At 45.6% G+C, this 23,079-nt stretch carries 22 protein-coding genes; 6 read left to right on the top strand and 16 right to left on the bottom strand.

What is annotated here, in order from left to right; genetic code table 11:
* Nucleotides 1–9: 9 nt before the first annotated feature.
* The 6 genes from NST83_RS06285 to NST83_RS06260 form a co-directional block, all read right to left on the bottom strand.
* Nucleotides 10–1,233, bottom strand: a complete 1,224-nt coding sequence (locus NST83_RS06285; RefSeq protein WP_137061988.1) for an ABC transporter permease — start codon at nt 1,231–1,233, stop codon at nt 10–12.
* A 1-nt stretch (nt 1,234) separates the two neighbouring features.
* Complete coding sequence (locus NST83_RS06280) at nt 1,235–2,599, bottom strand: efflux RND transporter periplasmic adaptor subunit (protein ID WP_137061987.1); 1,365 nt, start codon at nt 2,597–2,599, stop codon at nt 1,235–1,237.
* A 23-nt stretch (nt 2,600–2,622) separates the two neighbouring features.
* Nucleotides 2,623–3,207, bottom strand: coding sequence for a TetR/AcrR family transcriptional regulator (locus NST83_RS06275; RefSeq protein WP_137061986.1), 585 nt, complete (start codon nt 3,205–3,207; stop codon nt 2,623–2,625).
* Nucleotides 3,208–3,477: 270 nt separating this feature from the next.
* Nucleotides 3,478–4,845 carry an ABC transporter substrate-binding protein gene (locus NST83_RS06270; protein ID WP_137061985.1) on the bottom strand — a complete coding sequence of 456 codons (1,368 nt, stop codon included), beginning with the start codon at nt 4,843–4,845 and terminating at the stop codon, nt 3,478–3,480.
* Between the two features lie 107 nt (nt 4,846–4,952).
* A complete protein-coding gene (locus NST83_RS06265) occupies nt 4,953–5,774 on the bottom strand; it encodes a carbohydrate ABC transporter permease (protein WP_342416996.1) in 822 nt (273 codons plus the stop codon).
* Nucleotides 5,771–6,736, bottom strand: a complete 966-nt coding sequence (locus NST83_RS06260) for a sugar ABC transporter permease (protein ID WP_137061983.1) — start codon at nt 6,734–6,736, stop codon at nt 5,771–5,773. The genes NST83_RS06265 and NST83_RS06260 overlap by 4 nt, the downstream gene beginning before the upstream one ends.
* Before the next feature lie 190 nt (nt 6,737–6,926).
* Between NST83_RS06260 and NST83_RS06255 the strand changes: the two genes are divergently transcribed.
* From NST83_RS06255 to NST83_RS06230, 6 genes are all read left to right on the top strand, one after another.
* Nucleotides 6,927–7,247, top strand: a complete 321-nt coding sequence (locus NST83_RS06255; RefSeq protein WP_342416995.1) for a hypothetical protein — start codon at nt 6,927–6,929, stop codon at nt 7,245–7,247.
* 221 nt (nt 7,248–7,468) lie between these two features.
* The gene (locus tag NST83_RS06250; RefSeq protein ID WP_342416994.1) at nt 7,469–8,260 is read left to right on the top strand and encodes a polysaccharide deacetylase family protein; all 792 of its coding nucleotides are present in this window, start codon (nt 7,469–7,471) and stop codon (nt 8,258–8,260) included.
* 113 nt (nt 8,261–8,373) lie between these two features.
* The gene (locus NST83_RS06245; RefSeq protein WP_137061980.1) at nt 8,374–8,682 is read left to right on the top strand and encodes a hypothetical protein; all 309 of its coding nucleotides are present in this window, start codon (nt 8,374–8,376) and stop codon (nt 8,680–8,682) included.
* An 80-nt stretch (nt 8,683–8,762) separates the two neighbouring features.
* On the top strand, nt 8,763–9,440 hold the full coding sequence (locus NST83_RS06240; RefSeq protein ID WP_342416993.1) for a class F sortase: 678 nt from the start codon (nt 8,763–8,765) through the stop codon (nt 9,438–9,440).
* Between the two features lie 2 nt (nt 9,441–9,442).
* Nucleotides 9,443–10,567, top strand: a complete 1,125-nt coding sequence (locus tag NST83_RS06235; RefSeq protein WP_342416992.1) for an amidase domain-containing protein — start codon at nt 9,443–9,445, stop codon at nt 10,565–10,567.
* A gap of 87 nt (nt 10,568–10,654) precedes the next feature.
* Nucleotides 10,655–12,145 (top strand): oligosaccharide flippase family protein, encoded by a 1,491-nt coding sequence (locus NST83_RS06230; RefSeq protein ID WP_342416991.1) that lies wholly within the window; start codon nt 10,655–10,657, stop codon nt 12,143–12,145.
* A 175-nt stretch (nt 12,146–12,320) separates the two neighbouring features.
* Here NST83_RS06230 and NST83_RS06225 read toward each other — a convergent pair whose 3' ends face one another.
* The 10 genes from NST83_RS06225 to NST83_RS06180 form a co-directional block, all read right to left on the bottom strand.
* The gene (locus NST83_RS06225) at nt 12,321–13,124 is read right to left on the bottom strand and encodes a histidinol-phosphatase HisJ family protein (RefSeq protein WP_342416990.1); all 804 of its coding nucleotides are present in this window, start codon (nt 13,122–13,124) and stop codon (nt 12,321–12,323) included.
* Nucleotides 13,125–13,166: 42 nt separating this feature from the next.
* A complete protein-coding gene (locus NST83_RS06220; protein WP_342416989.1) occupies nt 13,167–14,282 on the bottom strand; it encodes an ABC transporter ATP-binding protein in 1,116 nt (371 codons plus the stop codon).
* On the bottom strand, nt 14,279–15,109 hold the full coding sequence (locus NST83_RS06215) for a carbohydrate ABC transporter permease (RefSeq protein WP_052646828.1): 831 nt from the start codon (nt 15,107–15,109) through the stop codon (nt 14,279–14,281). Before NST83_RS06215 ends, NST83_RS06220 begins: the two co-directional genes overlap by 4 nt.
* A 10-nt stretch (nt 15,110–15,119) precedes the next feature.
* Nucleotides 15,120–16,058: a sugar ABC transporter permease gene (locus NST83_RS06210; protein WP_342416988.1), complete on the bottom strand. Its 939-nt coding sequence runs from the start codon at nt 16,056–16,058 to the stop codon at nt 15,120–15,122.
* An 82-nt stretch (nt 16,059–16,140) separates the two neighbouring features.
* Nucleotides 16,141–17,508 carry a hypothetical protein gene (locus NST83_RS06205; protein ID WP_342416987.1) on the bottom strand — a complete coding sequence of 456 codons (1,368 nt, stop codon included), beginning with the start codon at nt 17,506–17,508 and terminating at the stop codon, nt 16,141–16,143.
* 129 nt (nt 17,509–17,637) lie between these two features.
* Nucleotides 17,638–19,017 carry an aspartate aminotransferase family protein gene (locus NST83_RS06200; protein WP_342416986.1) on the bottom strand — a complete coding sequence of 460 codons (1,380 nt, stop codon included), beginning with the start codon at nt 19,015–19,017 and terminating at the stop codon, nt 17,638–17,640.
* Complete coding sequence (gene phnX, locus NST83_RS06195; RefSeq protein WP_342416985.1) at nt 18,998–19,819, bottom strand: phosphonoacetaldehyde hydrolase; 822 nt, start codon at nt 19,817–19,819, stop codon at nt 18,998–19,000. Before phnX ends, NST83_RS06200 begins: the two co-directional genes overlap by 20 nt.
* The gene (gene phnW, locus NST83_RS06190) at nt 19,809–20,918 is read right to left on the bottom strand and encodes a 2-aminoethylphosphonate--pyruvate transaminase (protein ID WP_342416984.1); all 1,110 of its coding nucleotides are present in this window, start codon (nt 20,916–20,918) and stop codon (nt 19,809–19,811) included. Before phnW ends, phnX begins: the two co-directional genes overlap by 11 nt.
* A complete protein-coding gene (locus NST83_RS06185) occupies nt 20,915–21,889 on the bottom strand; it encodes a CehA/McbA family metallohydrolase (protein ID WP_342416983.1) in 975 nt (324 codons plus the stop codon). The genes phnW and NST83_RS06185 overlap by 4 nt, the downstream gene beginning before the upstream one ends.
* Entirely contained in the window at nt 21,886–22,866 is a 981-nt protein-coding gene (locus tag NST83_RS06180) for a CehA/McbA family metallohydrolase (protein WP_342416982.1), read from the bottom strand. The genes NST83_RS06185 and NST83_RS06180 overlap by 4 nt, the downstream gene beginning before the upstream one ends.
* Between the last annotated feature and the right edge of the window lie 213 nt (nt 22,867–23,079).

Genomic DNA, 23,079 nt, shown 5'->3' with positions numbered 1-23,079 from the left:
CTTAGGCTTTTAACCTTTTAGTGTAACTCCCTCTTGAGAAGATACATCATTATGTTGGTCTGCCGTCTGACGCTGTCTAAAGAATAGTGGATAGATTGCGAAGGACACCAGCAGACTCACACAGCCTATTACGCCCAGAGCAATCGTATCCTTGAAGACGAATGTGATATCCAGTCCTTTGAGGGTGATATTCCTTACAGCATCCAGAAAATACGTTAGTGGCAATATTTCGGCAACCCCCCGCAAGAAGCCGGGCATCGCTTCCAGCGGCCACGTGTAGCCTGACAGCATAAAGGAAGGAACGGCAATCAGCATGAGGGTCTGGGTCGCATCCACTCTGGTCTTGGAAAAGAGACTGAACAGGAACCCTAAACCGCACAAGGCAAAGTTAAAGGCCAGCGACACCAGAATCAGCGGCAGCACCTGCCCCCTGAACGGAATATCAAAGCTTAGGGCGCTAATACTGAATACAGTCAGCACATTGAAAGCTCCCGCCACATAATACGGTGTCAGCTTGGCAATAGCGAGTCGCCAAGGGGTATTTTTCCATGCGGCAAATCTCCCCCAAGTCCCTGCCTCCTTATCCCGCGTACAGGACAAAGCAATACCGAGCAGCAAACACTGCTGGAGAGCCGCAGAAATGACCCCGAGAGGCATGAACAGCTTGTAATCATATACCGGGTTGAACAGCACTCTGGACCGGAACGGGATGGTACTCAGCGTTGACGCCGCCTGATCAGCGTTCATTCCCTTTTGCTTCATGGAATTGACCGAAACCCCGGCGCTCACGCTACTGATGACCTGATTTGCGATCCGGCTTGCGCTGTTGGAATACATCATGTTACTGCCGTCTATCAGGGTCAGCACAGGCGGGTTCTCACCATGCTTAAGCCGGGTGGTAAAATTGTCCGGAATGACGATGCCTACCTTGGCTTCCCCGGTTTCTACCTGACGGACAACATCCTCCTGATTGGAGGCCTGCCGTGTAACGGCAAATGAATCTGTCGCATCGAATGCCTGAATGATCTGACGACTGAGCTGCGAATTGTCTCCGTCATACACCGTGACAGGCATCTCGGTAATCCGCTGATGAGAATACAGGAAGCCGAACAAGATGGTATACACAATCGGCGTAATCAGCAGAATAGCCATAAAGCGTCGATCCCGGAAGATGCTCAGCCATTCTTCACGAAACACATCGCGGATACGAAGTCTTTCCTGTTGATCCTGCATATTACTGCGCCCCTTTGCCTGTAAACAGAACCGTGGAGCCTGTCGGAACCGAAGCCGCAAGATCGGGCAATGCTACTTTAACGCCAAAGGAACGTACATCCTTATCACCGGAGCTTTGACTCGGTTTTTGAATAGCAAAGTCGGCAGCCGATTCCAGCAAAATAACTTTACCTTTCAGCTCCTTGCCGCCCGACAGCAGTTTAACTTGCACAGTGTCCCCTGCCTGGAGACCATTCAAGGACGTTTCCGGCACATAGAATTTAGCCCAACGCTGCGTCGAAGTTTCAATCGTATAGACCGGGAAGCCTGCACTGGCCATTTCGCCCAAGCTGAGCGATTTGGATTTTACAATGCCGTCCTCAGATGCGCGTAGCGTGGTGTAGCTCAAGTAGGTCTGAGCTTCCTGAAGGGCAGCTTCTGCCTGAGCTACTTGTGCGTTGGCACCTGCAACCGCCGACTGTGCCTGCTCTACCGTGGATTGAGCCGCCTTCACAGCGGATTGCGCCTGTTCTACCGAAGCCTGTGCGGCTTTGACATCCTCCTGCTGTAAAGTAACCTTGCCCGCTCCTGCCTGTGCTTCCTTCACCGCAGCCAATGCCTGACGGTATTGTGCTTCAGCCGCCGTAATTTCTTCCTTGCGGCTTCCCTCGCGTACCATATTTAGTTGCTGAGATGCTGAATTGTACTTGGCTTCCGCCTGTTGATGGTCCAGCGTCGCTTGATCCAGTGAGGCTTGGGTTGCTGCCCCGGCTTCTTGAAGCTTTTTGGCACGCTCCAGATTTTTAGTGGTCAAATCCAGCGTTTCCTTGGCAGCCTTCACACTCACTTGTGCTTGCTCCAGCTCTTGCGGTCTTGCGCCGCTCTTGAGGGCATCCAGCTTCGCTTTTGCGGCAGCCGAAGCCGCTTGTGCCTGTTCGATCTGGCTGGATGAAGACTGTGCAGTCACGCCGACTGCTGCGGTGCCCTGGCTCTTTTTGGCCTGAGCTGCACTCACGGTAGCCTGTGCCTGCCCCACCCCCGCTTGGGCCTGCAATACGCCAGCCTTCGCTTTGGACACATTACTCTGGGCTGCCAGCAATGCCGCCTGTGCCTGTTTCACCTTGTCCTCCAGCTCACGGCTTTCCAGATGTGCTAACACCTGTCCTTTTTTCACCTTGTCGCCCTCATTCACAAGCATCTGATCAATACGTCCCGCCAACTTAAAGCTGGCATTGAGCGTATCTGATTCTACATAAGCTGTCGGAATGGAAGAAGACTCATCCGCAGACAAGCTGCTGCCACCCTTTTGAAAAGCAGTCAAAGCATAAATTCCTACAGCAATTAAAACGATAAGTACGGCATAGATCGTATATTTTTTAGCTTTCATGTTCTCATCACTCCATCTGTCTATTAATGTTGCATACCCAGCGCGTTACATACAAATACTTCAATACTTTCGCGAACCTCCTGCAGATTCATGGTTTCGCCCCAAACCATCGACCGCATCGGAGCAAAAATGTAAATACCAAATAAGCAGTTTGCCGTCGTTTTCGCATCCAGCTTACTCGAAATTTTCCCGTAAAGCTTACCGGAATCAATCTCCGCTTCCATAAAATCAAAATAGTCAGCCAATACCTGCCTGATATTAAAATGCTGTTCCTGCGAAACCCATCCCTTACTAACCAATAGACGGCAAAAGTCTGGCTCTCTCCCAATAAAATCAATATGTACTTGGATCAGCTTAAGAACCCTAAGTTCTACCTGATCCATAGGAACCTGAGCCATCGCTTCACGGATATCCTGAACAAAGCGCTCCATCCCCATCTTCAAAATATAAATGTACAGATCTTGTTTATTTTTGAAGTTGTAATACAGAGTCCCTTTAGCAATACCGCATACCTTGGCGATTTCCTCCATATTGGTTTCATTGAAGCCACGCTCGGAAAAAGCCTTGAGCGCACCATTAAAAATAATTTCCTTCGTCTGGTTTTTCATGTTTCCTCCTTTTTTTTGAACTGACCGTCCAGTACAAAAATTATGTATTCATTATAAGCCCACTTTTAGTTATCCAGCAATAGGAAATGTACAAAATAAACAATTTTAGACAGTCCGTCTAAACGGACGTTCTAAAAACAGGAGGATGCGGACATACAAAAAACAGACCGAACAAGTGAGGGGGTCACTTATTCGGTCTGTTATTTTATAAAACCGGCTGGTAAAGGGGGCGCGTATTAAGTTTACCAGGCGGTTTTAAGGGAAGGACGATTATTTTTTTACCGTTTGATTGTATTGCGCAATTTTGCCTGTGATCTCTTGTGCGGCTTGATCCAATGCCTGTTTTGGCTGCTGCTGTCCACTCAAGACGGCCTCAATTGCGCCCTCTACGATTTGACGCGCTTCCGGGAATACGCCCATCACTGCGCCTTGTGTAGCCATCGATTGCGCCGATGCGTGCAATTGGTCAACAGCGGTTTGGAATTGCGGGTATTTCACCATATTGTCCTTGAGTACCTGCTCGTCATAAGCTGCTTTGGTGATCGGGAAGTACCCCGTATTCACACTCCATTGTGCCTGTACAGCCGGGGAAGCAACGAATTTAATGAACTCCCATGCTGCCTTTTGCTGGGCTTCAGGCTTGTTGTTCATGATGTACAAGCTCGCGCCACCTACAACCACGCCGCCTTCTTTTGCTTCGTTCGCTCTTGGCAGAAAGCCAGTGCCTACCTCGAATTTATCGCCAACCTGCTCCACAATATTACGCAGCGAAGCGGTGGAATCCAGTGTCATGGCAATTTGCCCTGCGGAAAAAGCTTTGGCAGTATCATCGGAGTTACGTCCCAGATTAGATACAACCTTTTCGTCGATCATTTTTTTCCACCAAGTCAGGGTTTTCACACCTGCATCCGAATTCAGCAGCGATTCCGTTGCCGCCTGATTGCGTCCGTTGCCATTATTCACATAATCCGCATTCTGATTAGCAAACAACTGCTCCATAAACCAGCCATAGATGGCGATGGATGCACCGGATTTTCCGTCCTTGCTCAAGGCTTTGGCAGCCTTCTCGAATTCATCATAGGTTTTCGGAGGATTAGCCGGATCAAGTCCCGCCGCCTTAAAAGCATCCTTGTTATAGTACAAGATCGGATTCGACGTATTGAATGGCATTGCATTCAGTTTACCGTCAATGGTGTAATACCGTGTAATATTCGGCTCAAGCTGCGACAGATCGAACTTGTCTGCATCAATAAATTGTTGTACAGGAGTGATCATCTTGGAGTCGATCATGAATTTGCTTCCGATTTCATACACCTGAATGATGTCCGGGCCGCTGTTGGAGCCAAGCGACGCTTTCAGCTTGTTCAAGCTGTCATCATATTTGCCTTGGTATACTGGCTCTACCTGAATGTCCTTGTGGCTGGCGTTAAAATCAGCGGCGATTTGCTTGATCGCTTTTTCGCCGTTACCGGACATAGAATGCCACCACGTCAGCTTCACTGGAGAACCTGCTGCTGCTCCCGCATCGCTACCGTTGCTTGGCTTCTCATCCGCCGTGTTATTGCTACAACCTGCTGCAACAACCATTGCAGTCAGAATGAGCAAGGTCAAAGCACTTTTCAGACGAAAAAATCTCATAATCTCTCTTCTCTCCCTTGGTTAAATGATTCATGAATATTGATCAAGCTTTATATAGGCTGCTTGCGCAGATGTTGCTACTTGCCGAAAGGAAATCACTTCCAAGATCAACCTTTAAGTGCACCCGCTGCCATCCCGCGCACCAACTGCTTCAGACCAAAGATCAACAGAAGCAGTGACGGTAAAATGACGAGGGCCGTACCCGCGAACACGAGATTCCATGAAGTGGACTCCTGAAATTCGAGCATGGAAATTCCGATCTGTACCGTACGCATATTCTCGCTATTCGTGATCAACAATGGCCATAGGTACGAATTGTACATGTTCAGGAACGAATACACAGCCAGTGTTCCGAGCGCCGGACGCGATAGCGGAAGCACATGGAACAGGAAGTAACGAACATGTCCACACCCGTCCATACGAGCCGCCTCGAACAATTCCTTGGGAAGCTGGAGAAAAAATTGTCGCAGCAGGAACGTTCCGAATGCTGTTGCCAGAAACGGAACCGTCAGCCCTTGATAAGTATCAAGCCAATTCCAGCTACGTACGGTCAGGTAGTTTGGAATAATGGTCACTTCCCAAGGAATCATCATCGTTGCGACAAACATGCTGAAAATGAAGTTCTTCCCCTTGAATTCCATTTTGGCAAAGGCATAGGCCGCCAAGCTGGCTGTAATCAACTGACCGATCATGGTTAAGCCTGAAATGAGAAAGGTATTACCGATGAACGCTGCAATCGGAACGATTTCAAACACCTCAGTAAAATTGGCCATATGAAAGGAATGCGGGAAAAAGCTCGGCGGATAGGCGCTTGCTTCCTCCGGCGACATGACAGCCATAAAAAACGTATAAATGACCGGATATAAAATCAAAGCAGCCGCAATCGTAAGCAACACATACACGAGTGTTGAATTAAGATGTCGTTTCATTGGTAATGCACCTTTCTTTCCACCCATTTGAACTGGATCATCGTAAGCAGCAGGATAACGATAAACAGTACAATCGCCTGTGCGCTGCCCGTTCCGAATCGGAAATTAACGAAGGCTTCCTGATAAATGGAATACACGAACACATTCGTGCTGTTCACCGGACCGCCCTTGGTCAAAATGTTAATTTGAGCAAAAGACTGGAAAGCTCCAATGATGGATACTACAGTTACAAAGAAGATCGTTGGCGACAGCAGCGGCATGGAAATACGCCAGAACGTCACCAGCGGGCCTGCCCCGTCCATTTTGGCACTCTCATACATGTCATCTGGAATCCCTTGAAGTCCGCTTGATAAAATAATGTAATTAAAACCTAGATTCATCCAGATGGTCATGATCGCTACGGAGAACAATGCCCAATCCGGGCTAGTCAGCCACGGAACCGGATTGATATGTAGTAGGGAAAGCACGTAGTTAAACATCCCCAGCGTCGGATGAAAAAGAAATTTCCAAATGACCGCAGATGAGCCGACCGACAGCACCATCGGCAGCGAAAAAGCGAACTGGAAGATACGCATCCCCCGCAGCTTGCTATGTGTAAGTGCAGCCAGCACCAGCGCCAGTAAAATACCTACTGGCACCGTCAGCAGAGCAAACAGGAGCGTAACCTTGATTCCTTGCAGGAATTGACCCGAGCTGAAAAGTGTAGCAAAGTTATCTAACCCAACATAAGCTGCAACATTTCCTGCGGGATCTGTGGAGTGCAAGCTGAGATAAACCGACTTGATCATCGGGTAAAACATAAATACAGCAAACAAAATGAGCGATGGAGCCAAAAACGTATACGCCAGCGCGTTTTCGCGCAGTCTCTGAATTTTTAGCGAACCCGTGCGTACGCGGGCCTTAGACGAAGTCTGTTGCTGGCTCCTCGTTCCGAGTCCCATAGATTTGTTAAGCTCACCCAAAACGGAGCGCCCCTTTCTTTTCAAACCAACCTCAGTAAGTGTATCGTTTTGATGTAATGGGAACATCAAGCGGGCTGGAGCAGAATGTTAATGTTTCAACCCTTTGTAAAACCTGTCTCAGGGTACCCGCACAATAGCATAGGCTTCTGCATACGATACATTATTCTATGAGTATGGAGGTCAGAGGCGAATGCCGTACAACACTGTCAATCCGCAAACCTTATATCAGGCCAGACCGGAATTACAGACAGAACTCAAAAGAGTCCGCGATCATCTGCATCACCAGTTGGATCCTTACGTCAATCACACCGTCCGGATTCAAACGATAGATCATCACGTGTATGAAGGAAGGATTGTCCACATCGACGTGGATCACTTGTATTTGAGCGTTCTTCAGCCGCACCACACGCCCTCCCCAGGCACCCCCACTCCCTATCGTTCCTATGCCTACAGAGACGTCATTCTGCCGTTGGTGCTGTACAATCTGCTGGTGGTAACACTACTGAGCTAACGCTCGATCCATTTCGTCTCTAAACAAAAAAACCTCCAGCTTCGTGAACAGCCGAACCTTCGGCATATTACGAAGCTGGAGGTTTTACGTTTTTATTTTACATTTTGGACAGGAACAGGAGTGAATTTATTTGTAGAAGGTAATTTTCGGAGACGAGGAATGGTATACGTTCCTTCTTGGCAAGCTAATGTGAGAAAACGTCAGAACGGAGAAGAAGCCTGATGAAATATAACCGAGTACTGTCTGCAAGTATCGCTGTTTCCTTGTTCTGTGCCACCCTATGCCCCACACCCTATACCAATACTGTACAAGCCGCATCGTACGCCTCCCCTGCTCCTACAAAGGGTAGAGCCTACTACGAAGAACGAGGGGACATTATTTGGGAGGTTCCTACCCATCGCAAGATGATTGCCCTCACATTCGACGACGGACCGGATGAAAGTAAAACACCCGCCATTCTGGATTTGCTCAAGCAATATGACGCCAAGGCGACTTTTTTTGTCGTTGGCAGCCGCGTTGAAAAACTCCCTGACATTGTGAAGCGGGAACGGAGAGAAGGCCATGAGATTGGAAACCATACGTTCCATCATCCATCCTTTCAGCATATTTCCCGTAAAAAGGCTCTTTCCGAGATAGACCAGGGCCAGGCGAGTATCGTTCAAGCCACCGGCTCAGGAACCCATCTTTTTCGTCCACCCGGCGGTTCATACACTGACACACTCGTGAATCTATCCAAAGAAAAAGGACAGAAAATGATTTTATGGTCCTGGCATCAGGACACCCTGGATTGGCGAAAGCCCGGTGTACACCGAATCGTCAATAAGGTGCTTCGTAATGCCCGCAACGGCGACATCGTCCTCATGCACGATTATGTATATAAAAGTACACAAACCGTTGAAGCCCTCAAAATCATTTTACCTGAGCTGAAAAAAAGAGGGTTTACCTTTGTCACCGTATCCGAACTGCTCGCCAATCGTAGGACTCCCGAAGGACTGATTGAGGTCAATAAGTGAAGAGTCGAAAAATTCCAAGCCAATCCTTTCCTTTGAAATCATTGGCTACATAAAACCTTCTTCGTACGGAAACTATATTGATGAATTACCAATTATCCAAAGGAGGCAATACAATGAAAAAAGCAATATTGACTGTAGCGTCCCTGGCTGTACTTCTGTCAGTAGGATCGATGGTATCTGCAGCACCCGCAACGGAAAAGCATGAACACAAAATGCACCAGCATAAGGTTAAGGCTCATGCAAAACATGAACACAAGCTGCATGCCAAGAGCAAACATGAGAAAGTTCACAAGCTGCATGCACGTGAGGCTGCTCCTGCCAAAATGATCGGAGGAAAAAGCATTCATGCGAAAAGTATGAAAGCAAAGGCTACTAAATTACCAAAAACCGGATTTGGTGGCGCGAGCGAGCAAATGAATTAGGGAGGGTTAAAAGGAGAGGGTTAGCTTGTAGGCCCTCTCTCTTTCTTCATATGAACAATAAGTGGATTATTCGTATTATTGTGCTATTGATTTTGCTGGGTAGTACGAGCTGTTCATCTTCGGCTGAACCTCAAGGTAGCTCCCATGCTAACTCCAGCCACACCCCGGCTAAGCCTGAAATTCAACAAATTAAAACGACGAAGCCCTTACAAGTTAAAAATAAACCTTTTCCAGGGATCGTTCCACATAAAATCGATATTCCTGCGGTTCGAATTCATTCGATTATAGAACCGGTAACCTATTTAGAAAATGGTCAAATGGGCGTTCCGGGTAACACGGATCGAGTAGGCTATTTATCTACCGGTGTACTGCCAGGAGCGGCAGGTAATGCAATTATGGACGGACATGTTGATACATACACGGGACCGGCGGTTTTTTATCCTCTTAAAAAACTGAAAAAAGGGGATTTTGTGTATGTGACTGGCGCTGACGGCTGTAAGGTTCAGTTTGTTGTCGAGTCCGTAAAATTTTACTTAACCTCCGAAGCACCGATTCAGACCATTTTTGGCTCGACAGAAGAGCACCGTTTGAACTTGATTACCTGCGCAGGGCGCTATAGCCGAAGCAGGAAAGAACACGAGGGAAGACTGGTAGTTTACACCAAATTGGCACACATGAATTCAGCATGTGAGAAGCTTACCGTTCAAGACAAGGACGCTTCCAAAATCAATTCAACCATTTTCAAGGAGAATGAATAAATGTGCTTAGGATGGCAAAATTGCAACTGCTGTGCATGATCTTAATATTGATCCCCGCTTACAGCTTTTCTTTATTTCGTGCACAAGCCGAACCAGCTAAACAAGATAACGTTATCCCCTTTCTTCAAGAACTGTTTGATGACCGTACCCGGCTGTTGATGGATCAGGATAAAACGCATATCGAGGACCATTACTTGTTAACAGATAAACGAAGCAACTACGCGTACCTTCATGAAATGAACAGAGCGGAATATATTCAAGAATGGGCCAAGCATCGTAAAATGAAATTCGTGAATGCGGAAAGCTCCATTCGGATAGCCCGTGCAGAGGTGTTGGGCGATACGGCAAAGGTGTCACTTGTTCAATCCTTGAAATTGAGTTATGAGTATATCGATAGCTATCCCGGTCGGCATGATTTTGGAATTGGAACACGTCATGGCATTACACTGAGAAAAAAAGATAATCGTTGGTACGTGGAACGTGAATGGTATTCAGATCCTCTGGAAGAAAATTCAAAGAAGATTGAACAATCCGATTTATTTTTTACTCCCCATAAAGATCCGGTAACACCAGAAAGGGTTAATCATAAATACAACAGGGGCCGCGCCGTTGACTATGCGAACAAATATGCAGGGACGACATGGGGAGCAGGTAATGGTCAGCGATATAATCAAAAATACCTGGATTATAACTCCAAAGGCGGCGATTGCACCAACTTCTCCTCCCAAGTTATCGGAGACAAGGAGGAAGGCGGAGGCCTGCCTATGAGATCAGGGTGGCATTACTTGTATCGCAACGGTGGAAGTCAAGCCTGGGTTCAAACGGACGCATTTAAAAATTTTCTGATACGCTCCGGCTATGGAAGGATTATAGAACAAGGAAGCTTCTCCGATATTGTCCAATCGGTCAATAAACGACAGCAGCATCTTAACAAGCCCCAGTTGCTTCCAGGTGATTTAATTGCTTACGTATTACAAGGAGACGTAGACCACTTCTCGGTTGTAGTCGGATTTGATCAGAGTGGCTATCCCTTAGTCAACTCCCACACCGCAGACCGTTTTAGAGTCCCCTTCGACTTGGGGTGGGATAAAAATACCAAATATTTGTTGATTCATATACAAGATTAAGCATCTGATCCTTAAGACTTGTTCATATCCCGGAGGTTGCTGTCATAGGAATAAAATGGACAGCTTCTAATTGGGGTGGAAAATGATTTGAAATTACCTCTTATATTAAAACAGACCATGGTGAGGGCTAATGCGATGATTGTCGTAAAAGCCATCGGTTTGGTTGGAAAAGTATTTATGACGCGACTTGTTGGAGCTGAAGGAATGGGCCTGTATCAGCTAGCCTATTCCTTCTATAGCCTAATACTGATGATTATTTCAGGGGGATTGCCAACAGCTTTGGGTATGTTTACAGCTAAGCATACAGCAAGAGGCTGGCGGTTGTTTAAAGTTTTTGCAATATTCCTGATTCTCACAGGATTGTCATGCAGTATCTTAACCTTTTGGCTATCAAAGCCGATCGCAATTTTGCTCGGCTATCCACAGCTCGATTTTGTAATTCGTTGCCTCTCCCCTGCTATACTGGCCGTTCCCTTGCTAAGTCTGCTGCGCGGATATTTGCAAGGGCTTGAAAGATACACCACAATTGCCCTTTCGGAAATCATAGAACAAACCGCCAGGATCGGTACTTTAATGTGGCTAGTGCCACTATTTATTCAATCCGGCATCGAGTTTGCTGTAGGCGGAGCGGTACTGGGAACTTTTACAGGCGCGTTGTTAGCCTTTGCTGTGCTTACTGCTTTTTTCATGTACAACCGTCCCTCTGTAGCTTTATCCCCCCCATCAAGTCGAGCAGATTTACCTTTAGTGGTACAAGCTTCCTTTGCTATTGCGCTTACACGCTTGCTTATCCCTGCTTCCGACTTTATGGATGCGATCATTATCCCCCAACGATTACAGGTTGCCGGGGTTTCTTCCAAAGAAGCAGCGGAGATGTTCGGTATTGTCACGGGTATCGCCCTGGTCGTCGCTTATATGCCTACTTTGATTACAGGTGCATTAACACATACGCTCACGATGAAAATAACCGCAGACTGGCAAAATAAGAAATATAACTCATTCTACAAAAAAAGCCATACCGCCATTCAGGTAGCATGGGTCTGGGGATTAGCCTCAGGTTTTTTCATTTTTGAATATGCCTCAGAAATCTCCCTGTTTGTTTTTGGTATACAAAATGCCGAAATCCCCATTAAATCATTGGCTATGTTACCCCTACTCGTCGGATTGCGGGAAATCACAACCAGCGTGTTATGGGCACAAAATCGAAAGAAAACTCCCTTTATTGGCCTTTGCGCAGGTGTACTTTCTAATTTCATCCTTCTTTACTCCATACTTGCTATTCCCGAGCTCGGGTATACCGGCATGTCCCTGGGAATCATAACACTGGAGCTGATCGCTACAGGCTGGAATTTCAAAACGCTAAAGCTCTTCCAACGAGCCAAATCCCGTACAGCCATGGTGCTGTTGGTGGACATTTTCGTTTTTGAAGCCATTCTTATCGTTGGTACGCTGTGTTCCAAAGCGTTATCCTCATTGGGTTTGCCAGAAACAGTTCATATGATTGTGGAGGTATTACATTACTGCTTCTGGTGTACTCTGTATTTGAAAGTACGATTAAAGAATGTTTTCGAAGAGTAGGGAAGGCCTCCCCTTAGTGCCCCTTTCCACAGTAACCCAATTACAGGATTTTTGAATCCTTTACACTTGCACATCTTCACTTCTTTCAGGCCATCAATTAAATTCGGTTTATGCTCTTTCTTCTGTCCATCCTAACAACAACCACTGCCATTAACATTGACAGTGGTTGTCATTACTATATGGACACCAAATACGGCGCTCTTCTCTTAAATTGCACAACCTCTTGAATGCCTAGGCCATGCAGCAGCTCTACCGCTTCCGCAAAGCCTTGCTCAACATCCCCTACTTGATGTGCATCCGAACCAATGGATACCGCTCTGCCGCCTAAATTCACATACATGTCGAGAATATACGGATGAGGGTGAATCCAGCCTTGTCGATATAGTCCTGTCGTATTCAGCTCAAGCACCTTTCCCTTCTCGATGATTAGCTTCAAAATATCATACAAAACAGGTTTGCAAGCCACAATATCTTCTTCATCAACTGGATAAGTCGTATATCTCGTAACATAATCCAAATGGGCAACGATATCATAATTATCCATCTGGTCGACAGCCTCTCTTACCTGCATAAAATAGTGTTTAAGCCTTTGTTGCATGGGCAGATCATGATAAGCCTTTTCGGAAAAATCAAGGTAACCATCATTATGCGCAGAAAGCAAAATGACGTCAAACTCGCGCTGAGCCAAATATTCGTTTATGACGTCTTTATAGTCGCTTCGAAAGCCAACCTCGATGCCTTTGCGAATCTCTATAGGATAACACAGTAATAGCTCTTCCACTTCTCTATGGTAGCTCTTCCAATCAATATGAACATCCTGCTTGAAATATTTGCAATCATACTCTAAATGGTCTGTCGTAACGATAGCAGGCTTCCCCAGTGCGAGCGCATATCGCACAAGCTCCTCCAGCGTTGAGTTGGAGTCAGGCGAATAGGAGGAATGCACATGCTGATCGATTAAGAGATTGGGTATTGTCATCCTTTACTCCTTCTATTTCTATTTCTATTTCTATTTCTATTTCTATTGAAACTGCAAAAGATTACGCCCTTCGTCTGTCATATCGAAAAGATGGAATTTATTTGGCCTAATGCCGATCCAGACCGTCTCGCGCTCCTTTAGCAGTTTCTCGTTATCGGTCAGTAAACGAATCATAATATCGGACTGTCCAGCTGGATCCGTCATTTTAACTAATTGCCCATTACCTAAATGCTCAATAAGATCAATTTCTAGCATAATAGATGCTTCATGGGGCTGCTCCGGAAAGAACAAATCATGAGGACGTACGCCCAGCTTAACCGCTTTCCCTATGTGCTGCTCCTCAATCCTGCGTGCCGGAGGGATCTCCAATTCGAACAATTTCGTCTTCACCCACTGTCGGTTCTCTCTCAGCTCCACTGTTCCATCAATCAAATTCATAGGCGGATTGCCTAGAAAGCTTGCAACGAACAGGTTAGACGGATGATGGAATAGTTCATTCGGGGGTGCGTATTGCTGAATTTTTCCGCCGTTCAGAATAGCTACCCGATCAGAGATGGCTAAAGCTTCCTCTTGGTCATGCGTGACAATAATCGTCGTTACTCCTAATTTGCGTTGGATTTTCCGAATTTCATCTCGTACATCCAATTTTAATCGCGCATCCAAATTGGACATCGGCTCATCCAGTAGTAAAATTTCCGGGTCCTTGGACAATGCTCGCGCCATGGCGACACGCTGCTGCTGGCCGCCTGATAGCTGCGAAGGCTTGCGATCGAGCAGATGATCGATTTGCAAAATTTTACTCGTTTGCAGAGCACGCTCGTACGCATCCTTCTTAGACATTTTCCGCTCGCGAAGCGGAAACGCGATGTTGTCACGAACCGTCAAATGAGGATAAAGCGCATAGGACTGGAACACCATACCAATATTTCGATCCTTCGGATCCACATGATTAACAAGCTTATCCTTAAAATAAATTTCCCCGGAAGTTGGCTTCAGTAACCCAGCCAGCATCATAAGTGTAGTCGTTTTCCCGCAGCCTGAAGGACCTAGCAGCGCAACAAATTCACCTTTTTCAATTTCAAGATTCAACCCGTCAACTGCACGGCTTTCGTTTTGCTTACCATCATAGTTTTTTACGATATTTACAAGAGAAATCATACCTGCTTTGCTCCTCCCAAATTGACCTTCAGGAATACTTTTTGAGTAAAGATATAGAACACAACTAGCGGAATCGTGTAAAACAAACCAATCGCCGTGATCAATCCATAGTTCATAATGACATTTTCCTTCGTTACCAGACGAGACAGATAGCCAGCCAGCGTCAGCATATTATCATCGAATATGAAAAGCTTGAATAGAAACCATTCACCGTAGGCGCCTAAGAAGGCGAACACTGCAATCGCCCCGATGCCTGGCAATACATACGGAACGAGCACCTTCATGAGGGCTCTAAATCTCGTACATCCATCGACCATAGCCGCCCATTCCAAATCCCACGGTACCTCGTCGAAGAAACCTTTCATAATATACACTCTGCCTGGCAATGATCCTGATATCGCAACAAGAATAACGCCTAAGTACGTGTTCACCAGATTCATTTGAACAAGGATGAAAAAGGTAGCGATAATGAGCGTAATGCCTGGAAATGAGCGCATCAGGAACAGGAACTTCATTGCGCCCAGCTTTCCTTTGAAATCAAGCCTGGAGAATGCATATGCGGCAGGTACGGCAATAAAAATTTCAATCACTACAATAAGAAACGAATAGACTAATGTATTTAGAACAATAGGCCAAATCGCCGGCAGGTTAACCCCCGCATACTCGACAGGTTCTTTGACAAAATTGAAGTTCTCCAGTGAGAATTGGCCCGTCGTGCTATTAAAGGTTGCCGAGAGAAAATACCATATAATCATTCCAACGATAGGCATGGTGAATAACAGCAGATATGTGTGCACAAGCAGCTTTTTTACAGTAGTTGTCGACATCTTGGCCCTCCTAATCTTCAATGCGTGATGGCTTGATCATTTCATCGAAATCAAACAGCCTCAGCAGCCATAATGTCAAAATAAGCGAGATCAGAACTACCACAAGAGAAAGAGCGGCACCGTAGCCATAATATTTTAAATTAAAGGCCTGCTGATACGCATATAAAGATAACGTTGTCGTATCTCGCATAGGCCCGCCATTGGTCAGTAGTAAGATGAAGAAATAGGAGGACACAAAACCGATAAGGTCGGATATCGTAATATACATTAGCGGCCATTTTAATGAAGGAAGGATAATTTTAGTGATGACCGATTTTTCACTTGCTCCATCTACTTTGGCAGCCTTATACAAATCTTCAGGTATGGAGCTAATTGCAGCCGATAACAGAATCATGCCGCCTGAAGTTGTAGATACAATGGTAGCAATGATCACGACAGCCATAGCGATTTTCGTAAACCACGAAATGGGATCGCCATCTGGCTGGAATAAGAGCAGAACCTTATTGATAAACCCCTCATCCGTAGGATCAAATAAATATTTCCAGAACGTAACATATACAACAGCAGGAATGATGCTCGGAATTAACCAAAGGACACGATAAATGACTGCCGTAAATTTACCTTTTAAGAAGTACTGGGTCGCAATCGATATAAATAAACCAAAGAACAAAGAGAACACGAGCGTAACAACTGCAAATATGAAGGTGTTCCATAAAATTTGAGGCATGCTGTAATCGGAAAATATTCGCTTGAAATTGTCCAAACCAACAAAGTTGATTTTCATTGATGCATTCAAATTCGTGAAGGACATGATAATGGTCGCAATAGCCGGAAGAATAAAAAAGACTAGCACCAGAAGAGCAAAGGGCATAATGAATAAATATGGGTACACTTTCTTGGTAAAAGGCTTCTTGTAAGCCGTCTTGGCCAAAGCCACTGGGATCTCCATAATGAGATCTGCACCTGCTTCCTATAAAGAAAATATACAGAAAAGGTGCTCATGCAAGCAGAGCACCTTTTCTGTATCATCGTTATTCTACAATGAGACTGTCCGCTGGTACATTTTGTTGTACATCCTTTTTGAATAGCTCATAGGCTTGAGATGCTGTTTGACCTTTTGTCAGAATAGCATCAATTCCAAGCGTAAAAGATTTCATATAGACCGCATAATCCATTTGAGCCGGGCGAGTTTTCGTAAAATTGATTAAATAAGCATGATCTTTGTAGAAGCTCATTTTTTGGAAGCGCGGATCCTCCTGTGCTGCCGCCGTTACAGGCAGCTTGCCGCTCTTAAGCGTATGATTAATCTGCAAATCTGCATCCAGCACATGCTCAATCAGCCTTTGAACATAAGGCATCTTTTCATCATCCACATTAGCTCCTACATAGATCATCGCAGGATTGCTGTAGGATACAGGCTTTCCTCCCTGTTGAACTGACGGAACCGGAATCCAGATGGCATTTTCCTTAAACCATTTTTCATAGCCAGCCAAGTCATCATCCATGCCAAGTTGCTTACGCATGACTTGATAAAATTCAGTACGGGCAAATTCAGCGAATAGCTGGCCCTTAATGAACAGCTCCGCAGCCTTGTCCGTATCAATATCAGCAATCCCCTCCGTGACTACGCCGCGCTGAAGTGCGTCATACCAAAACTCATAGACCTTCTGCGTATTTGGCGACAGCACCATCTTGTTCTGTTCCGCATTATAATTGAAGTTGCCGAATGTATAATTCCAGCCCTCAAATCGGGTATCCTCAACTCCAAAGCCTACCTTAACACGCTTTTGCTTAACAGCCGCATCTGCAAGATCAACAAGCTCACCGAATGTAAAACTGCCGGCATCAACGCGAGCCTTCAGCTCATCGATTTGCGCGGCTGTCCAGCCCAAGCCTTCCAGTGCCTTTCGGCTAATGAATACGGGAGAAGCGTCCATATCCTGAATAACGCCATAATAGTGGTTTTGGTACTTCATAATGTTATCGTAGGATTTTGGCATGTTTTTGAACACATCTGATGTCCCAACCCAATCCACATCGCGGATTAGACCGGCGTTCAACTGCCACCCAATATCTACGCTGGAGTTAATAAACACATCTGCTACTTTTTTGGCTTGCGCTTGCAAAATCAGCTCATCATCGCCAACGCCAGGCCACCAGTCTATTTTGATCTGTACATTTTCTGACTTCAATTCTTCGTTCAAACGCTTTTCTGCTTCTATAAAATTGTCCTTACGCGCTCCCCATGTGTTCTCGCGAACGGAGATCACGATCTCTTTCATATTCCCATCATTGCTAGAAGACTCTGTAACCGAACCAGAATTTGAGCCTGTACTACATCCCGCTAACAATGTAATACTTGTAATTATACTAACTAATCCAAGTGCAAGCCTCTTCATGCTTCTAAACCCTCCTCGTTTTCCAGCTATCACTGGCATAACTAAACTATAACGGAGAATTGTAAAAACCGTGTCAATTACACATCAATTATTTGTTTTATTTTATTTTTAATTGTATTCATGTTGTTTTTAAGAGTTATTAATCTGTTTTCCTTTTGTGAACACTTGCTCCAGCGATTGATCCAAAATCAAAATAGCTTCCTCCATTTGTGTAATACTGGTAATTAGTGGGGGGACAAGCGTAATGACATTTCCGCTGGATACCTTGAAGCTTAGTCCTCGGGACAAGCATTCATAGAGAACTTTCTCAGCGCCTGTCACTTCCTTCTCTTTTGTCTCGCGATCAGATACGAGTTCTATTGCCGCAAGCATGCCTTTAACCCGAACATCACCTATTACGGCATACTTCTTCTGCAACTCCCCAAGATGAAAAAGCAGCCATTTCTCCATACTTTGCGCATGGTCAAGCAGGTTTTCCTTTTCGATGTATTCAATGGTAGCCAAAGCTGCCGCACAGCCTACAGCGCTTTTCTCATGGGTATAATGTCCGAGTGAAATGTCGCCCGCAATATCCAAATACTCTCTCGCAACGATGCCCGCCATCGGAAAAATCCCGCCTCCAAAACCTTTACCAATGACAACGATATCTGGAACAATATCATAATGCTCGTGAACGAACATTTTGCCTGTACGACCTAATGCCGTCGGTATTTCATCCAATATGAGCAACACGCCATAATCATCGCAGATTTGACGAAGTCGTTGCATATAGGCAACGCTTGGAATCTGTACATCCGTGCTGCGAATGGGCTCAAGCATGACAGCGCACACATCAACTTCTCGTTCCAACATATAGGATAGGTAGTCCAGATTTTTGGCAGCAGCCGTTTCTCCTTCACCAAAGATTGAACGATAGCTGTTATAAGGCATCATATGCTCTGTTCCAGTCATCAACGGTCCAATCCCACTCCTGAATACAGCTTCGCCACCAACCGATATTGCATCCAGGCTTGCGCCATGAAAGGAATCCCACGTCGAAATGGTTTTGTGCTTACCAGTTGCTCTGCGTGCAAGCTTTAGTGCTATTCCAATAGCACTTGTACCTCCGGGTGCAAATAGCACCTTGTTCAAATCTCCCGGTGCAAGCTCGGTCAGCTTCTGTGCCAGATCAATCGCAACCTGGCTCGTATATCGGCGGGGCAGAAATGGCAGTTGCTGCATCTGTTTAATGATGGCATTCATTACATGCTCATTTTTGTAACCCACCTGATGAACGCTATTTCCATGAAAGTCCATTACTCTGCGTCCATCCACATCCTCAATGTATATTCCCTCTGCACTTACAATGGCATTTAAACATGGCGTGGACATCGACTGATGAAGAAAGAGCTTGCTATCCTGGTCCAAGACAGCAAGCGTCTCTTCACTTAGATGCTCATCTTGCCAAGCTTGACGTTCATCCGTTCCATTGATATCTCCTTCTATACGACTATTGATGCGGATTAGCATAAGGCAGCTCCTTATTCATCAATCGTTCATTGATTTGCTCAATCATTAGAGGCAATTGGGACATGTCCTTAATAACGGCATGCGCTCCCGCTTCCATATAGTTCTTACGCACACCAGCAATAATCTGGCCTTCTTCCTCTGGAGACAAATGCTCTACCTCAGCTTCCGTAAGACCAAGCATAGAGCTGCCTTTCACAATGCCAATCGCCCATACACCAGCACTATTCGCCTCTTGAATGTCAGAAATCGTATCTCCGACCTTAACCACTTGAGCATGATGACACAGGCCAAGCTGTTTCATATTCTCATAGATCATATACGGATAAGGTCTGCCTTTATCCATAACTTGGTCAGGAGTTACCCAATGATCGGGTTCATAGCCATATTTCTTCGCTGCTTTCACCACTATGGAAAGCATAGTCGAAGTATAGCCTGTCGTTGCTCCAATTTTTAAGCCTTGCTGTCTCAATTGATGTACAGTCTCTACAACATGTGGATTTGGCTTCCCATATTGCGGGAGAATAGACAGCAGTCTAGGTTCAAATCGATCATGCAGCTCATCAATATCCGCCTCCGTATAACTACGGCCAAATTTCACCTGAAAAGAAGCTTCTATTCTTGGCATTTGGAGCAACGATCGAATATGATCCCGCTTCAGTTGCCCCATTGGAACCCGAACCTCTTCCATTGTTAATGGGATGCCCATTTCCTTGAAAATATCCATAAATACCTGCACTGGTGCAAAGCAGCCATAATCAACTGTCGTCCCTGCCCAATCTAAAATAATGCCTTCAATTTTCATATTTGGTCACTCCAACATAACGTAATATTTGCTCACTTAATCGCTCCATATCCTTGGCATGCACATCCCCTATATTCCCGATTCGAAATACATTAGCATCTGTTAATTTGCCAGGGTAAATGACAAAACCAGCCGACTTCAAGAAGTTATAAAAATGTTCAAATGCAAAAGGGATATGTGTTGGGTACAAGAAGGTTGTAATAATGGGAGACTGTAGCTCCCTTGGCAAGTAGGCCGTAATGCCAGCTTGAGTCAACCCTTCCAAGACGATTTGCTGGTTGGTCCGATATCGCGTATGACGGGCTTCCACGCCGCCCTCTTCATCTAGCTCCTTTAGCGCCTGCGCAAACGCGTGCACGACATGCGTTGGCGAAGTAAAGCGCCATTTGCCAGCATCCTTCTCCATCGTCTCCCACTGGTCATACAAATCAAGCGATAACGACCGCGCTCTTCCTTTGCATTTTATGAGTTCATCCCTTTTACATAGAATAAAGCTAAAGCCTGGAACGCCCTGAATGCATTTATTTGAACTGCTTATTATAAAGTCGATTTGCAACTCCTCGACATCAATCGGAATGCCACCAAAGCTGCTCATTGCATCGATGACTGCAATTCGATTATTTCGCTTAATTACGTCCATCACCGCTTCAAGCGGGTTCAGAATACCTGTTGTCGTCTCACAATGGACCATGGCCACATGTGTAATAGCTTCATCCTCAACCAGTTTCCTCTCCACTGCTTGTGGATCTACCTGCGTATTAGCTTCAAATACAAGAGATAGATGGGGAATTTTGAGCACCTTTGCGATTTCCTCGATGCGCTTCCCATACGCGCCATTTTGCAAAATTAACAGCTTGCCGTCACTCGGGATGACAGATCCAAGCGTCGCTTCAATACCGAAGGTGCCACTGCCCTGCATGAACAGAGCGGCATAGTGCTCGTTAGAAGTGCGGCCAACCTCTAATAGTTGCAGACGAATCTGCTCGACAATCGCCTTATACTCATGATCCCAAGTACACCAATCCTTTAGCATCGCCTCTTTGACCGTTGAGGTTGTGGATAAGGGACCCGGTGTTAATAATAAATACGGATTGCTCATAGCTCCTCCAATAACTGCCGCTCAGATTTCGGGTAGATTGGATTGCTCCACGCTACTTTGCCCGATGCATCGACACATTCCACGCGCACATATTGCTCATTATTTTGAATGAGATATTCGGCTTCGGTGATGCATTGGCTCGTCGGGTCCATTTCAGCCAAGCCATTGTCCGGGAAAGTAATAAAACGAATGCTTCGTACAGGAGAGCATTTGACTTTAAACCTGTCGTTCTCAATGCGAAGATCATGGATCATGGGACCATTGGAGCTATAATAATGACCTGCTTTTATGGCCTCGATAATCGCCTGCTGCTCTAATTGATCGGTCTCTACAGCTATCCAACCTCCATAAAATTCCGATACCACCATATCAGTCGGCCCCCCGTGAGCATCATCTGAGGCGATTGCGTTTACCTGCTTGCCTCGCTTAAGTACATAGTCCCAGTAGGATACACCATAACCTACCGCCTCTTGGATTTCGGATTGGTGATTATAGATTTCGATCGCTGCATAGCCCTCAAGTTTAAGCAAATCCTCTTCCCGATTTTTAGACCATTCGGGATGATTCATAATGACAAGATTTCCTTTGCTCCTCATTTCATCAATCAATTGCTGAATGGTATCCAAGCTCTCATAATCCGGCTTTGCATGTTCCTCATCATGCTGAAAAGGCTTCTCTGCCAACAATGAGCGATCCAAAAGTCCATGCAGATGATACTGCTGACCGGTCGTATTACGTTCCATCTCGCAAGCCATTTCATAGCCGTCCAGCATAATAAACGTTTCCGTGTCATACGCATCGCTATGAAAATAGATCTCATGGTCACTCAAGCACATAAAATCATAGCCCTTAGAGCGATAGGCTTCTATCATTTGCTCTACGGTATACTCGCCATCACTGCGAACAGAGTGTGCATGAATGTTTCCTTTATACTTTTGACAGACAGCATCCAAAAGAACAGCATCTCTCATTGTTGTTCCTCCTCCGCCAAATCTCCCACAAAGATCGGATTAGACCATGCCACTCTGCCCTTCTCGTCCACACATTCGACCCGAATATATTGCATGTCCTTCTGAATCATCATGCTTCCAGAGGTCATCAGCTCACCTGTCTCGTATTGCACGAGGAACGGCCCGCGTTGTGGAAATGCTTTAAACATAATATATTGGCAGGGCGAACACTCAACGTTGACGAACCCATCCTCTACACGATAATCCAGGATCTCAGGTCCAGAACTGGAATAAAACTGTCCCTTCTTTAGTGCATCTATAATCCCTTGCTGCGAAAGCTCCTCCGCCTCGACAGAAATCCAGCCGCCCCCATACTCAGCAATTTTGCTGTTTGGGTCATGATTGTGCGAGTCATCAGCAGCGATCCCAAACACACGCTTGCCATTTTGAAGCGCATGATCCCAGTAGGCCGCCCCATAAGACGAACTTGGCGTCCATTCCGTGGCATGATTGTATATTTCAATCGCAAAAAATCCATCGTACTGAACCATATCCTCGAAACGTGTCAAATGCCATTCCGGGTGATTGAAAATGACGAGATTTCCATGAGCCCTCATTTCATCAATTAGCTTCTGCGGAGATTGTGATCCCTCCCAAGGAATGGGAATCTCAAACGATTGCAAATGATGAAATTGTTCCTTCTCCGACTCTATTGTCGGATCACCCAGCACTCCAAAGTGGTAGCCAGAGTCTTTATCCGGCACGTGATTCAAACCTCCTCTTTCCATGCCTGGCAGCACGATGAAAGAATCCGTATCATATTCAGCCGTACGAACGAATACATCATGATCCGTTATACTGATAAAGTCGTAGCCCTTATCCTTGAACGCAGCGACAACATCCAGCGCCTCTTGCGATCCATCTGACCATGTTGTGTGTAAGTGCAAATTCCCTTTGTACTTTCGTTTGCTTTTGTCTAAATACACTGCGTCTCTCATCGTCACCACTCCTGTTATTGTAGTCATCCGTTTACTTAGGAACCTGCTGAAGCACAAAATCATGAACATCAATAAAAAAATGCTTTTTATTGCTTTTATTTTTATTTATGTTGTTTTTATTATTCTACTGCTAAAAAACAATCAATACAATGCGATCCCAAATATTTAACATAGAGATTACAAATTTAACACAACAACAAACAACACAAAAAA

Origin of the sequence: Paenibacillus sp. FSL R10-2782, assembly GCF_038592985.1 — a bacterium.
Lineage (GTDB): Bacteria > Bacillota > Bacilli > Paenibacillales > Paenibacillaceae > Paenibacillus > Paenibacillus terrae_C.
Note: the sequence above shows the minus strand (reverse complement) of the source record. Positions and strands in the feature narration are given on the sequence as shown.

Bases quoted from the DNA above. Each gene is read 5' to 3' on its own strand.
- NST83_RS06255 (WP_342416995.1), top strand. From the start codon at position 6,927: ATGCCGTACAACACTGTCAATCCGCAAACCTTATATCAGGCCAGACCG.
- NST83_RS06185 (WP_342416983.1), bottom strand. From the start codon at position 21,889: ATGAGAGATGCTGTTCTTTTGGATGCTGTCTGTCAAAAGTATAAAGGA.
- NST83_RS06225 (WP_342416990.1), bottom strand. From the start codon at position 13,124: ATGACAATACCCAATCTCTTAATCGATCAGCATGTGCATTCCTCCTAT.
- NST83_RS06210 (WP_342416988.1), bottom strand. From the start codon at position 16,058: ATGGAGATCCCAGTGGCTTTGGCCAAGACGGCTTACAAGAAGCCTTTT.
- NST83_RS06250 (WP_342416994.1), top strand. From the start codon at position 7,469: ATGAAATATAACCGAGTACTGTCTGCAAGTATCGCTGTTTCCTTGTTC.
- NST83_RS06285 (WP_137061988.1), bottom strand. From the start codon at position 1,233: ATGCAGGATCAACAGGAAAGACTTCGTATCCGCGATGTGTTTCGTGAA.
- NST83_RS06265 (WP_342416996.1), bottom strand. From the start codon at position 5,774: ATGAAACGACATCTTAATTCAACACTCGTGTATGTGTTGCTTACGATT.
- NST83_RS06245 (WP_137061980.1), top strand. From the start codon at position 8,374: ATGAAAAAAGCAATATTGACTGTAGCGTCCCTGGCTGTACTTCTGTCA.
- NST83_RS06205 (WP_342416987.1), bottom strand. From the start codon at position 17,508: ATGAAGAGGCTTGCACTTGGATTAGTTAGTATAATTACAAGTATTACA.
- NST83_RS06270 (WP_137061985.1), bottom strand. From the start codon at position 4,845: ATGAGATTTTTTCGTCTGAAAAGTGCTTTGACCTTGCTCATTCTGACT.
- NST83_RS06275 (WP_137061986.1), bottom strand. From the start codon at position 3,207: ATGAAAAACCAGACGAAGGAAATTATTTTTAATGGTGCGCTCAAGGCT.
- NST83_RS06220 (WP_342416989.1), bottom strand. From the start codon at position 14,282: ATGATTTCTCTTGTAAATATCGTAAAAAACTATGATGGTAAGCAAAAC.
- phnW (WP_342416984.1), bottom strand. From the start codon at position 20,918: ATGAGCAATCCGTATTTATTATTAACACCGGGTCCCTTATCCACAACC.
- NST83_RS06280 (WP_137061987.1), bottom strand. From the start codon at position 2,599: ATGAAAGCTAAAAAATATACGATCTATGCCGTACTTATCGTTTTAATT.
- phnX (WP_342416985.1), bottom strand. From the start codon at position 19,819: ATGAAAATTGAAGGCATTATTTTAGATTGGGCAGGGACGACAGTTGAT.
- NST83_RS06215 (WP_052646828.1), bottom strand. From the start codon at position 15,109: ATGTCGACAACTACTGTAAAAAAGCTGCTTGTGCACACATATCTGCTG.
- NST83_RS06200 (WP_342416986.1), bottom strand. From the start codon at position 19,017: ATGCTAATCCGCATCAATAGTCGTATAGAAGGAGATATCAATGGAACG.
- NST83_RS06180 (WP_342416982.1), bottom strand. From the start codon at position 22,866: ATGAGAGACGCAGTGTATTTAGACAAAAGCAAACGAAAGTACAAAGGG.